Origin of the sequence: Bathymodiolus thermophilus thioautotrophic gill symbiont, assembly GCF_003711265.1 — a bacterium.
Taxonomy (GTDB): Bacteria; Pseudomonadota; Gammaproteobacteria; order PS1; family Pseudothioglobaceae; genus Thiodubiliella.
Window position 1 is genome coordinate 2,679,155 of sequence record NZ_CP024634.1, and the last position, 12,992, is coordinate 2,692,146.

At 37.5% G+C, this 12,992-nt stretch carries 13 protein-coding genes; 3 read left to right on the top strand and 10 right to left on the bottom strand.

Annotated elements, in window-relative coordinates:
• Positions 1-62: 62 nt before the first annotated feature.
• The 4 genes from cybH to MS2017_RS10105 are packed head-to-tail and all read right to left on the bottom strand — an operon-like array spanning position 63 to position 3,958.
• A complete protein-coding gene (cybH, locus tag MS2017_RS10090) occupies positions 63-761 on the bottom strand; it encodes a Ni/Fe-hydrogenase, b-type cytochrome subunit (RefSeq protein ID WP_122952097.1) in 699 nt (232 codons plus the stop codon).
• A gap of 22 nt (positions 762-783) precedes the next feature.
• On the bottom strand, positions 784-1,053 hold the full coding sequence (locus tag MS2017_RS10095; RefSeq protein WP_122952098.1) for a hypothetical protein: 270 nt from the start codon (positions 1,051-1,053) through the stop codon (positions 784-786).
• A gap of 10 nt (positions 1,054-1,063) precedes the next feature.
• Positions 1,064-2,878 carry a nickel-dependent hydrogenase large subunit gene (locus MS2017_RS10100; protein ID WP_122952099.1) on the bottom strand — a complete coding sequence of 605 codons (1,815 nt, stop codon included), beginning with the start codon at positions 2,876-2,878 and terminating at the stop codon, positions 1,064-1,066.
• A gap of 3 nt (positions 2,879-2,881) precedes the next feature.
• On the bottom strand, positions 2,882-3,958 hold the full coding sequence (locus MS2017_RS10105; RefSeq protein WP_122952263.1) for a hydrogenase small subunit: 1,077 nt from the start codon (positions 3,956-3,958) through the stop codon (positions 2,882-2,884).
• Between the two features lie 116 nt (positions 3,959-4,074).
• Between MS2017_RS10105 and MS2017_RS10110 the strand changes: the two genes are divergently transcribed.
• The gene (locus tag MS2017_RS10110; RefSeq protein ID WP_122952100.1) at positions 4,075-5,325 is read left to right on the top strand and encodes an RNA polymerase factor sigma-54; all 1,251 of its coding nucleotides are present in this window, start codon (positions 4,075-4,077) and stop codon (positions 5,323-5,325) included.
• A gap of 7 nt (positions 5,326-5,332) precedes the next feature.
• Here the strand turns inward: MS2017_RS10110 and MS2017_RS10115 are convergent, their stop codons facing one another.
• From MS2017_RS10115 to MS2017_RS10140, 6 genes are all read right to left on the bottom strand, one after another.
• Complete coding sequence (locus MS2017_RS10115; protein WP_122952101.1) at positions 5,333-5,743, bottom strand: rhodanese-like domain-containing protein; 411 nt, start codon at positions 5,741-5,743, stop codon at positions 5,333-5,335.
• On the bottom strand, positions 5,730-6,002 hold the full coding sequence (locus MS2017_RS10120; protein ID WP_122952102.1) for a DUF3579 domain-containing protein: 273 nt from the start codon (positions 6,000-6,002) through the stop codon (positions 5,730-5,732). Before MS2017_RS10120 ends, MS2017_RS10115 begins: the two co-directional genes overlap by 14 nt.
• 150 nt (positions 6,003-6,152) lie before the next feature.
• The gene (locus MS2017_RS10125) at positions 6,153-6,791 is read right to left on the bottom strand and encodes a D-sedoheptulose-7-phosphate isomerase (protein ID WP_122952103.1); all 639 of its coding nucleotides are present in this window, start codon (positions 6,789-6,791) and stop codon (positions 6,153-6,155) included.
• Positions 6,781-9,078: a carbamoyltransferase HypF gene (gene hypF / locus MS2017_RS10130; RefSeq protein WP_164707705.1), complete on the bottom strand. Its 2,298-nt coding sequence runs from the start codon at positions 9,076-9,078 to the stop codon at positions 6,781-6,783. The genes MS2017_RS10125 and hypF overlap by 11 nt, the downstream gene beginning before the upstream one ends.
• A complete protein-coding gene (locus tag MS2017_RS10135) occupies positions 9,075-9,248 on the bottom strand; it encodes a hypothetical protein (RefSeq protein WP_164707706.1) in 174 nt (57 codons plus the stop codon). Before MS2017_RS10135 ends, hypF begins: the two co-directional genes overlap by 4 nt.
• 56 nt (positions 9,249-9,304) lie before the next feature.
• A complete protein-coding gene (locus MS2017_RS10140; RefSeq protein ID WP_122952106.1) occupies positions 9,305-9,655 on the bottom strand; it encodes a DUF3144 domain-containing protein in 351 nt (116 codons plus the stop codon).
• Positions 9,656-10,039: 384 nt separating this feature from the next.
• On the opposite strand from MS2017_RS10140, the gene MS2017_RS10145 reads away from it, so the two are divergent.
• The gene (locus MS2017_RS10145; protein WP_164707707.1) at positions 10,040-11,587 is read left to right on the top strand and encodes a M15 family metallopeptidase; all 1,548 of its coding nucleotides are present in this window, start codon (positions 10,040-10,042) and stop codon (positions 11,585-11,587) included.
• A gap of 143 nt (positions 11,588-11,730) precedes the next feature.
• Positions 11,731-12,975: a 6-phosphofructokinase gene (locus tag MS2017_RS10150; protein WP_071563608.1), complete on the top strand. Its 1,245-nt coding sequence runs from the start codon at positions 11,731-11,733 to the stop codon at positions 12,973-12,975.
• The last annotated feature ends 17 nt before the right edge of the window (positions 12,976-12,992 follow it).

The following is a 12,992-nucleotide window of genomic DNA, read 5'->3' on the forward strand; positions in this document are numbered from 1 at the left end:
ACAAGACAGGATATTTTGCAATACCCTGACATTGATGAAAAAATAAGAATACCGGCATACAATCAATCTTTGCGGTTATCCTTCCATGTTCTCCAGCCATTAATCATTGTGCTAACCAGTGTTTGCCTTGACATAATGTCCTCTCTAATTGCAACATAAATATGTAGCATAATAAAAACAATTAAAAACCACATGCCCAAATGGTGCCAAGTATGCACATCTTGACTTTGCCCAAAGAGTGGAATCAGCCACCCTGCAAACGCATCATACCACCATGATCCCATGCCTTGACCTTCTGCATACAGTGCAAATCCAGTAAAAAGCATAAAAATAGACCCTGTAACAAACATAAAAAACATAAACAATGAAGCGGCTGGATTGTGTCCAATGTATTTTTTTGGCTCTTTTTCTAAAAATGCATACCAACGCAATTCATGCCATACTTCCTTCCACCATTGTTTATTAAAGATAGGGGGCATAAACAGTTGTTTGGCGTGTTGATTGCCTACGAATGCCCAATAAACTCTACCAATCAAACCAATGGCAAAAATATAAGCTGCTGTGAAATGAAAAAATCGAATATAGCCCATCAAATAATAATCACTCGCCTCACCCGATAAACTCGGCAAAGGAGAGCCAATAAAATAGCCCGTTATTGCCAATACAACTATTGCCGCTGCATTAATCCAATGCCATAAGCGCACTGGTGCTTCATACACATAAGTTGCCTCAGTTTTGGATTCTATTGATTTTGAATTCATCACTCACCTCCTTTTTCAAAATTTATGACAACAAAAGTCCAATGCCCAATATAGAACCCAAGACACCAAACAATGTTAAGGTTAAACTGAGCACCTGCTTTCTTTTATACACAAAAAATGCGCCGGTCATTAGTGCAAAACTCAAACTGAGTATGGCAACAATGTGGTAATTACTAGAAAAATAATGCTGAACCGCTGCCATAAGATTCGCAAACTCAGATATACCATGACCAGGATGGGCAAAAACGGTGCTTGAGATAAATACAATTGCTATTGTTAATATTTTTTTCATTTTAAGACTCCTATCTTACTTTAACATTAATTAATTCTTCACCGTCTTCGCTCATTATATGAGTAGAGCAGGCGAGACACGGGTCAAAACTGTGCAAAGTGCGCAAAATTTCAACAGGCTCATCAGCACGCTCAACAGGGGTTCCCATCAAACTTGCCTCAAATGCGCCAATATTACCATCAGGATCACGAGGTGAGCCGTTCCAAGTTGTTGGCACCACACATTGATAGTTTTCAATTTTTCCGTCATTAATAACAATCCAATGCCCTAATGCGCCACGCGGTGCTGCTGCTGTGCCATAACCTTTGGCGTGTTTTGGCCAAGTTTTTGGATCCCACTTCTCCATATTGGCCGTTGAACTGTCGCCATTTTTGATATTTTTAATAAGCGCATGCCAATCATCAACCATCATATCTGCACAATATTCGGATTCTAATGCTCTAGCGAGAGTGCGGCCAATGGTTGACTGCAACGCTTGTTTTGCATTTAATTTGGTGCCAGCAAGAGCGTTGAGTGCAGAAAGCGCTTTGTTCGTTTGCTCAATAACATATTCAGAGCCTTGTGCATAAGCCAATACATAACGAGATAGTGGCCCAACTTCAACAGCATGACCTCTCCAGCGAGGCGCTTTAATCCATGAGTATTTTGCGCTTTCATCCAATTCTTTAATATTTGTTCTGGTGCCTTTGGTTTTAGAGCCCAATTCATAATTTGCCTCTGTGATGCCATCCCAAGGATGCAAACCCTTAGACTCATCTGGATATTTATACCAAGAATGGGTTACAAATTCCTGCACTTGTTCTGGATCTGCTGGATCAACTGGGAACACTTCATCCCAATTGTCATTAAGAATAACGCCACCTGGTAATTGGTCGGTTGATTTGTCATAATTAACCTTAGGATAAGCACCGTAATCCATAACACTCTTGCCACCAATGCCACCGCCCCACAATTGTTTCTTATAAAAACTGGCAATGGCAATCACATCGGGAACATAAACATTGCGATTAAATTGCACCATTTCATCAATACGCGACTTGACAAAATTTAAACGCTCCATATTAAGTGGTGCACCTGCCGCCATATCGCCATCCATATTGATAGCACAAGGAACGCCACCAACAAGGTAGTTGGGATGTGGGTTTTTGCCACCAAAAATTGTATGTAATTTGACAAATTCTTTTTGCAAATCTAACGCTTCAAGATAATGAGCCACTGCCATCAAATCTGCTTCTGGAGAAAGTTTGTACGCAGGATTGTCCCAATAACCATTTTTAAACGGCCCCAACTGACCTGATTCAATAAACTTTCTGATTCTGGTTTGAATATCTTTAAAATAACCGGGGCTAGATTTTGCATGTTTTGGAGAAACGAGATTTTGTAAACCAGATGTCGCTTTCGGATTTGCCTTTAATGCATTAACTGGATTAACCCAATCTAGCGCATGTAAATGATAAAAATGCACAACATGATCATGCACTTGTAAAGTTTTTGCCATCATTTCACGAATCAAATGAGCATTCAACGGAATCTTAATATCCAAGGCATTTTCAACTGCTCTTACAGAAGTCAAAGCGTGGCAACCTGTGCATACGCCACAAATTCTCTCAACAAAAGCCCAAGCATCACGAGGATCTCTACCTCTTAAAATAACCTCAAGCCCACGCCACATTGTACCTGTTGACACAGCGTTAACAATGACATTATTTGCATCTAAATTAACCTCGCAACGCATGTGCCCTTCAATTCTGGTTACTGGGTCAATAACAACACGCTTACCACTGTTGTCTAGCGTATAACCATTTGGTGTGTTTATAACTGACATAATTTACTCTCCTTTAACTTCTTTTTGATTATTCTTAGCGTTTTTTAAGGCACTTGCTGCTGCATGAACAGCAATAGCAGCACCTGTCGCACTTGCAACTGCAATGCCAATCTCATCAGCATCCGCCTCAATGCCAAACCCATGAACCTCGGTTAGGCGGTCATAAAATGAGCCCTTGTCCCAAAATCCATCCTCAGAACAACCAATACAGCCATGCCCTGCTTGAATTGGGAACGAAGTGCCTTCATTCCAGCGAATAGTAGAACAGGCGTTATAAGTGGTTGGACCCTTGCATCCCACCTTATACAAGCAATAACCTTTTTTTGCATTGTCATCATCAAATTCTTCAACAAATTGACCAGCGTCAAAGTGTGGACGACGATAACACTTGTCATGAATCCTTTGTGAATAAAACATTTTTGGCCTACCCTGCCTGTCTAAACTTGGCATTTTTTCAAAAGTGAGCATATAGGTAATAACGCCTGTCATTACTTCTGCAATTGGCGGGCAACCTGGTACCTTGATAATTGGCTTGTCAGTAATTAATTTATGTGTTGGTGTGGCACCTGTGGGATTAGGCCTGGCTGCTTGAACACAACCCCAAGAAGCACAAGAGCCCCAAGAAATAATTGCTTTACAATGTTTTGCCACTTTTTCAATTTGATGATGAAACGGCTTGCCTGCAATAATACAAGACATACCCTCTTGATTAAGTGGCGTATTGCCTTCAACCGCAAGAATAAAGTTGCCGTCATATTTTTTAATCGTTTCGTCAATAATGGCTTCTGCCTGATGACCTGCTGCTGCCATAATGGTGTCGTCATAATCAAGTGAAATCATCGACAAAATAACATCTTTTGCCAATGGATGTGCTGAACGAATAAAAGACTCCGAACAACAGGTGCACTCTAGTCCATGCAACCATAATACGGGTATTCTGGGCTTATTTTCCATTGCATAAGCAATTTTGCCGACAAACGAAGGCCCAAGTCCTAATGCAGTTGCCGTTAAACTACAATATTTAATAAAACTACGACGACTAATGCCTTGTCTACGCATAACATCGTAAAAACTCTCAATTGGCAATTTTGTTTCTGTCTCAGCCATTTTCTCTCTCCTTCTTGATTACTAAAAAAATTATTTAGCCATTTCATATTTTTATAAAACTCACTTGCTTTATAATACAAGCAATAACTATGCCAAAAATTTCATTACAAACCAAATTAGGTTTCAATCTTAACCTGACACCTTTATTGAAAAACTCAATAAAGCTATTGTCTATGCCGTATGTAGAGTTATTGTCTGAAGTCAATCAAGCATTAGAAAATAATATGCTGCTTACCGAAAATCAAACAAAAACAACCGAATCTTCTTATTATTCTCGCAACCAAGAGGAAGTTATCTCGCAAATATCGTCCAAACCCTCTTTATTTTCCAGTTTAGAAAGCCAATTACGCAATGCTAATTTGACCACCTTACAGCATAATATTGCTCAAATTATCTTTGAAAATATTACTGAAAAGGGCTTTTTAGAAGTGGATATCGCATTTATTGCCCGAATTTTCATTAAAAAACATTCTCAGCAAACAATTGATAATCAAGATTGTGAACAAGTTAGGCAATACATACAAAACAATTTTGAACCGCTTGGCGTTGCTTCTTTAAGTGTCCAAGACTTTTTGCTATTGCAACTTAATCAACAATCCAATATTAAACACAAGTCTTTATTCGTCCAATTACTTTTAGCGCAAATTGACCTAGATGCCATCAGCCCAAAACAAAGAAATCAGTTTCTCGCACTGATTAAAACCTTATCCAAAACGCCCGTTGATAACTTTGACAACAATGCTGATCGACAATATATACAAACGGATATAGCCATTGAAAAAGAAGGGGAAAATTGGCACATTCATTTAAGAACACTACCCAGTATTGCCATTAACAAAAAATATTTATCATTACGGGCTCACATCCAAGACAAAACTTTATTTAATGAACATTTGATGGCTGCCCGCAGTTTGATTAGTTTTTTATCCTATCGTAATCAATTTTTACAACTTATTACCAAAGAATTAATTGTTAAACAGACTCAAGCGCTAACCAAAGGGCTGAAATATTTAACCCCATTGACACAAAAACAACTGGCTATTGAATTAAATATAGGTGAATCAACGCTATCACGCTTAATTAAAAATAGATATATGGATACCCCTATTGGGACAATTAGGATTAAAGATTTGTTTTCTTCTAATGTTGGCAATTATGCCTCTAAATCCGTTCAACAAATTATCAAAAGCATCATCCAGCGAGAAACCAAACCCTTGTCCGATCAAAAAATAACAAATTTACTAATACAAAAAAATATAAACATTAGCAGAAGAACGGTAACCAAGTATAGAAAAACCTTAAACATTCCATGCGCCAAATACAGAAAATTAGCACTTTAGAGTCCTTTTAACCTTGCTCCCAAGGCAGGTCATCATAACGCCATCCATCTAAATTGCCGCGTTGCGTTAAAGCATCTAAAGTGCCTTCAAAACCTGTTGTAATATGACTTACATTTTTAAACCCTTTTTTAATTAAAGCATTTCCAGCCTCTAACGAGCGATTACCTGAACGACAAATCAAAATAATTTCAACCTCTAATGACGAAGGTCTATTTGCCAACAAGGTAGAAACTGCATGGCAAAATCTAGGATTAACATCCCATTCAGGCTCATCCATCCATGGCAGTAAAATTACCTCAAGCGGATGCCCAACAAATTTATATTCCACACAAGATCGCACATCTAAAAATAAAACACCTTTATCTGCTTGTATTTTTTCATAGGCTTCCTTGGGGCTTAACTTACTAACTGCTTTCATCTTGTTCCTTTACATTAATGTATTTAATTACTAAATTGTGCATACTGGCAAAATCAAGAATATGATTTAATAAAACTGGGTCAACATCAGTCAAACATTCTTTAATTTGAATGCCCTTAATACCATCAACATTGATGATAGACACACATTCCCTAACTTTTTGATTAGTTGTATATGAACTGACTAATCGTTCTGTCCAGTCGTTAGGTCTAAATTTTATTTTTTTATCACAAAGACCAAGAACGATAAAACCCTGCATTTCTTACTCCAAAATAATAATTTATAACCATACTGAGACCTTTGCTGTGGCATATAGCGTATAGTAATTAGTTAAAAGCAATAACTGTGCCAATTGGGTAAAAAGTGGATTCTTAATGATGATTCATATTAATACAAAGGTCTCTACAAGCTACAACAAACTATGTACTAAGTCCCAAAGAATATGGTAACTGGTTAAATGTGATTCTTGCACGCGGTGAATGCTATCAGTTTCAACTGTTAAACAAATATCAACCGATTTGTTCTTTGCCATTTCGCCACCTGTTTGCCCTGAAAATCCAATAGTGGACAAGCCTATTTCTTTTGCAACAACAAAAGCTTGAAGTAAATTCTTTGAGTTACCACTGGTAGAAAAACCAATCAAGACATCATTCTTCCGTGCCATACAAAGCAATTGTCGTAGAAAAATATGATCATGGCCAACATCGTTAGCAATGGCAGTCATAGTGGCAATATCAGCACTCAAATTAGTGGCAGCTAATGCCTTTCTACCAGTGGTTACTGGGTGCATAAATTCAGTAGTAATGTGTGCTGCATCACAAGATGAGCCACCATTGCCCATGGCAAATAAATGCCCGCCTTGTTGATAACTTTTGGCAATGGTTTGTGCTGCCTGAATAAGTTTTTCGGTGTTATTTTGAAAAAATATCTGCTTGGTTTTGATGCTGTCTGCTACTTTTTTATCAATTGACGCCAATAAATTTGGGTCAGCGATATTGTCTTTGTCTAAAAATGGATATAAACTTGATAAAGTTTTTTCATTTGCCATATTTTTTCTCCCTAGCGGCACAAATTGCCGCCTGTCCTAAACTAATTCCCCCATCTCCCATCGGTATTTTTGCAGGTATTAGTAATGTTATATGCGTGATTTTATCAAATAAATTGCAAACCAACTCTAATAACAACCGATTGTTAAACACGCCACCTGATAGAACAATGGTATCAAAACCATGTTGCTTTTGTAATTGTAAGGCACAATCGCACAATAATTTAGCCAAATAAAGATGAAATTTATATGCAATAACTTCCTTTGGCAACTTGTTTTTTATGTCTTCAAGCATTGCTACCCAAAGTTTAGCGGTGGTAATAATATTTTTTTCAGTCGTCATTTTCACATTAAAATCATAGCCTTGTTGCTGGTCTTGCTGCAAACATTCACTGGCTAAATTTTCTAATTCAATTGCCGCTTGAGCCTCATAACTAATATTTTCTGGACAAATTCCCAACAAATAAGCCACTGCATCAAACAAACGCCCCACCGAAGAAGTTTCATATAGTGGCATTTTACTTGCCAACAAGGCGTCGAATGCTTTGGTTGGCTTGCCAGAGAAACAATCTTTTGTAGTCAATCCATGCTTTTTAACATAAGCATACATTATTCGCCACGGCTCGTTTGTGGCTTTATCGCCACCGAGCAATGGAATATATTCAAATTGTGCAATTCGATTAAACCCTAAATAATCTGCCAACAAAAACTCCCCACCCCAAAGACTATTATCACCCCCCAAGCCCATACCGTCCCAAACTATTCCCAGCACTTTGTTGCTATTTAGGGGTTTACCATATTCAAACAAACAAGCGGCGATATGAGCGTGATGGTGCTGAATCTTGGCCAATTTAACACCATGTTTTTGTGCGTAATTTTGAGCATATTTAGAGGACAAATAATCTGGATGTAAATCACATGCTAATCCCTTAATATTCGTTTGATACAATTGTTGATACAAGCGAATGTTGTTTTGAAAATCTTGATAACTTTCCAAAGTTTTTAAGTCGCCAATATGCTGAGAAATGATGACCTGAGAATCGGTAAACAAACAAAATGTATTTTTTAATTCTGCACCCACTGCCAAAAGTCCAGCACACCCTTCAAAGCCTTTAGGAATAGACAATGAAGTTGGCGCATAACCTCTTGCTCTACGAATTACTCTGGTTGCACCACTAACATATTGCACCACTGAATCATCAACTCGATTAACAATATTACGATTATGCATTAAGAAATAATCTGCAATATTACTCAGTTCATTCAATGCCTCCTGATTGTCTATGATTTGCGGACAATGGCTTTGGTTGCCAGAAGTTAATACTAGTGGTACATCTAATGCTTGCAACAATAAATAATGGAGAGGAGAGTAAGGCAACATAAAGCCTAAACATTTTTGCTTGGGGGCAACTTGCGTTGGCAGTAACGCATTATTTTTAGCCAATAATACAATGGGTGATGCCTTGCTTGTCAACAAACTCTCTTCTTGCTTGGATACAAAACAGTATGCCTTTACCATGGTAATATTTTTTGCCATCAAAGCAAAAGGCTTGTGCTTTCTATGCTTTCTTCTTCTAAGGGTCGTAATGGCAGTTTCAATATTTGCCAAACAAGCCAAATGAAAACCACCAATCCCTTTTATGGCAATAATTTTTCCATTTTTTAAAAGTGACACTGTTTTTTCAATAATATCATTTGCAACAACATCTTTATCCGCTGCACTTATTAATTGCAATTGAGGTCCGCAATCAGGGCAAGCATTTGGTTGTGCGTGAAAACGCCTGTCATTTGGATCTTGGTATTCTTTTTCACATGTTAAGCACATTGAAAAAACTGACATACTGGTCGATTTTCGATCATAAGGAATACCTTTAATAAAAGAAAACCTAGGGCCACAATTGGTACAATTTGTAAAGGCATAACCATAACGCCTATTGCACCTGCTTGTAATATCAGCCATGCAATCCTCACAAAGACATGCATCAGGCAAAACCATTGCAGAAATATCGCCTTTTCTGCTTGTGCCAATACTAAATGTTTTATAAGTCTGATCATGTTGATAATTATCTTCAATATGAATATCAATTATTTCCGCAAGACTTGGCAGATCATCTATAAGCAAGGTCAAAAATTTATCCAACTGTAGTTGGGTGCATTGAAGCACAACAACAACACCGACACTGTCATTATAAACTTCACCAAAAAGCTCAATTTGTTGTGCGATTTTATAAACAAAAGGGCGAAAACCAACGCCTTGAACAGCGCCAATAATATTTATTTTTGCACTCAAAGACCTTTGCATAAATACAGGTGATTGGCAACATTCAATGTTTGTCCAATTGGCAATTTCTTTAAACTTTGCCCTAACAAGATTAAGGCTGGGTTTGCTCCCCTAGAGGACTGCTGAGTGTCGCTGGAAAAATTGCCAAATGGGTAAAAAGTGGATTCTTGATGATTCATATTCATGCAAAGGTCTCACTCAGTAACACTCGCTATAGATTGCCAAAATGATAAATTTACGAATTTTCACTTTGCTTTTCTGTCTTCTCTTTATTGGTAAGCACTTGCCCATATTGCTTCATATGCTCTTTTAACATCTTGTTAAATTCTGCTGTATAAAACTCAATAGCCTTATCAGTACTCTGATCGTAGTTCGCCTTTGACGCAGACATAGAGGCTGTAATAAAAGCGCTAAATCGTGCTGATGCATACAGTAACGCAGCATTGATCAGTTGATGGTCTGGAGATTCCACTTCACATAATTTATTAGCCTGCGCTATAAAAACATCTGCCAATTTAATAAAATTTTTATTTGCCTCTAATTGCTTTTGATTAAAGTCTTTTTGTTGATTATTGGTTTGATTCATGGCTTTATTTTAATGTATTTTTATATCAAGAGAGACCTTTGAATAAAGGACAAATTTTATTCAGTTGTAATTTTTTATAAACAAAGGCTGGGCTTTAGTTGGTACTTATGTCTAATACAAGGCTCTCAAAGACCCCATCTTGTTTAAAAAAAATTGAGCACAACTCAATTATTTCGTTTAAGTCAGATATTCTTAGTGTAGAATTATCAATATTGACAAGTAAATATCACCTTAGAATCCTTGTATGAATATGGATGACTAATAAAATCTATCCTATATATAGCATCAGCCAAATTGGTGAAAAATAGATTCTTTTTAATGGCTGCACATATTTCTACAAAGATTTTTCCACTAATTAATAACAAAAACAATATGAAGCAAAAAATGCTAATTTTTATACTGGGATTATTATCTGCAATAGCCTGCCAAGCAGTAACAAGTAAAGATAATGCAACAAATATGGACTATGATTATCAATTGCCAATTCAAGAATTTCACTTTTTTAATCAAATTCAAAAGACGGGGAGCGCTACTACTACGCTAACAGTCAGTTATAAAGATTATAATGGCAAAACTCATAAAGATGGACTCCTTGAAATTCCTGCTGCCATTACTGATCAGGTAAAAAAATTATTTAACAACCTACTAACTAGCGGTTTTCTTTTTCAAGAAATCAAGCCTTTGTCACACTATAGTAATATTTTTGAGGCAATAAAAAGCAACGCCACTTTTTTCTTCGCATCCAATACGGGAAAAATATGGTTAATGGTTAATCCCGTCAATAATCCGCTGATTATCCGTAATGACAAGAACAATAATAAAAAACTGACACATCATACACATACATCTGTTGACACAACATCCAACGAGTTAACAATATTTCCTGCTGCAGGTGTCTTATCAGTAAATGTAAATCAAACCGCTTCTACTGGAAAACTTATGCCAAAAATACTGGATGTATTCTCCAAGTATAATTTTTTACAAGCTTTACAGGTAGGTGGCAATCCTGATTACTTATTTTTTGGTTTATTAGGTTACAAATACAATGCACCCCCTTCAATGCCTCCTAAAAAGATTAAAATGTCCAGCGCACCTTCAATTGACCCAATATTCTCTTACGAGCCTCTGCCAGATAATGTGAAAAAAGCATTAATTGCCAGTGGATCGTGGAAAAAAGGCTGTCCAGTTAGTTTAGAAAGACTTAATTATGTTCAGTTCGGTTATCATGGCTATGATGGGAATATTGCCCAAGGGGCATTGGTAACAGCCGATGTTGTTGCGCCTAATATTTTAGAAATTTTTAGAAACTTTTTTAAGAATAAAATTAAAGTTGAAAAACCGGGCGGTGGAAAAGTTGGTGGCACTGGTATGTTTATTTGTCGAAAAATCACTGGTGAATCTGGATTTTCACTCCATTCTTATGGTACTGCACTTGATCTCAGTTACTATCGAAACCCTTATGTAGGGGAATATAAACACATTAAAAGTAGCGGTGGCGCGTTCGCAACAGGGGTAATTATCACGCCAGACAGTCCGTTAACCTTTTTGAATCGCAATCAAAAGATAGGAGGCTTTAATGAAGTCCATGTTGATTATATTCGCTCACAAGGTTTGTCTGAATGGGGTGGCCATTGGCTTAATCGCACTGACTATATGCACTTTCAATCCAGTCCATTTTTCTCATACTTGTTCCCTCTTATTGATTACGATAGTGGCAGAACCTTGTTAACTCTAGAAAAAAATGCAGACCGAATTTTGCATAAGTTTTCCATTCAAAGTACAGAAATAGCCAAATGGGTATTAATGGTGCGACTTTATCCCAAAGATTTTGCTCAAATGTTCGTTAAAAATATCGCTCAATTTGATGCTTTGGGTGAGGACAAATTTTACCAAATGCTTTACACAAAACTCCAGGCGCAAGCGAGCAAATAATTTTGATTAAAGCGTTAAAATATCAAGCCTGTGTCTTGCCTTTGTGTACGCTCATAAAAAATGATATTTTGCGTTATTATTCGTAATAACCAAAAGTCTCACTGTATAATTAGTGGTTTTTTATAATGTCAAAGGATACAACAATGAAGAATGCTTTTTATGCACAATCTGGTGGCGTAACTGCCGTAATTAATGCTTCTGCTTGTGGTGTGATTGAAACAGCACGCAAGCACTCGGATAAAATCGGCACAGTTTATGCGGGTCAAAACGGTATTATTGGCGCATTGACTGAAAATCTAATTGACACTTCTAAAGAGTCTGATGCTGATATTTCAGCACTCAAGCACACGCCTTCTGGTGGCTTCGGTTCTTGTCGTTATAAAATGAAATCCTTGGAAGACAACAAAGCAGAATACGAAAGATTAATTGAAGTATTTAAAGCACACGATATTGGTTATTTTTTCTACAATGGTGGTGGCGATTCAGCCGACACTTGTTTAAAAGTTTCTCAATTATCAGAGTCTATGGGCTATCCAATTCAGGCAATTCATGTGCCAAAAACGGTTGATAACGATTTACCAGTAACAGACAACTGCCCAGGATTTGGTTCTGTTGCAAAATACATCGCTGTTTCCACTATGGAGGCAAGTTTTGATGTGGCATCTATGTGTGCCACTTCAACTAAAATCTTCGTTTTAGAAGTAATGGGTCGTCATGCTGGCTGGATTGCTGCCGCAGGTGGCTTGGTTGACGATTCAATCCCAGTGGTTATTTTATTCCCAGAAGTGGATTTTGATGAGAAAAAATTCTTAGCCAAAGTTGATGCCAATGTTAAAGAATTTGGCTATTGCACAGTTGTGGTTTCTGAAGGCACAAAATGGGCGGACGGTCGTTTCCTTGCTGAACAAGGCACTCGTGATGACTTCGGTCATGCACAACTCGGTGGCGCAGCGCCCGTGGTTGCTAACTTAATTAAAGACGCTTTAGGGCATAAATACCACTGGGCAGTGGCAGACTATTTACAGCGTGCAGCACGCCACTTGTCGTCTAAATCTGATGTTGAGCAAGCCTACGCATTAGGTGAAGCAGCAGTAAACTTAGCGATGGAAGGTAAAAACTCAGTAATGCCTGCAGTAATCAGAACTTCGAACAATCCTTATACTTGGGAAATCGGCATGGGTGAATTAAAAGACATTGCGAATGTTGAAAAAATGATGCCAATGAACTATATTTCTGATGATGGTTTTGGTATTACTGCTGCATGTCGTGAATATTTGCAACCACTTATCGAAGGCGAAGACTACCCACCATACAAAAATGGCTTGCCAGATTATGTGGTAATGAAGAAAGAAATGGTAGAGAAAAAATTGCCTTCATTCGAGGTTTAATACCCTTGAATACCTTT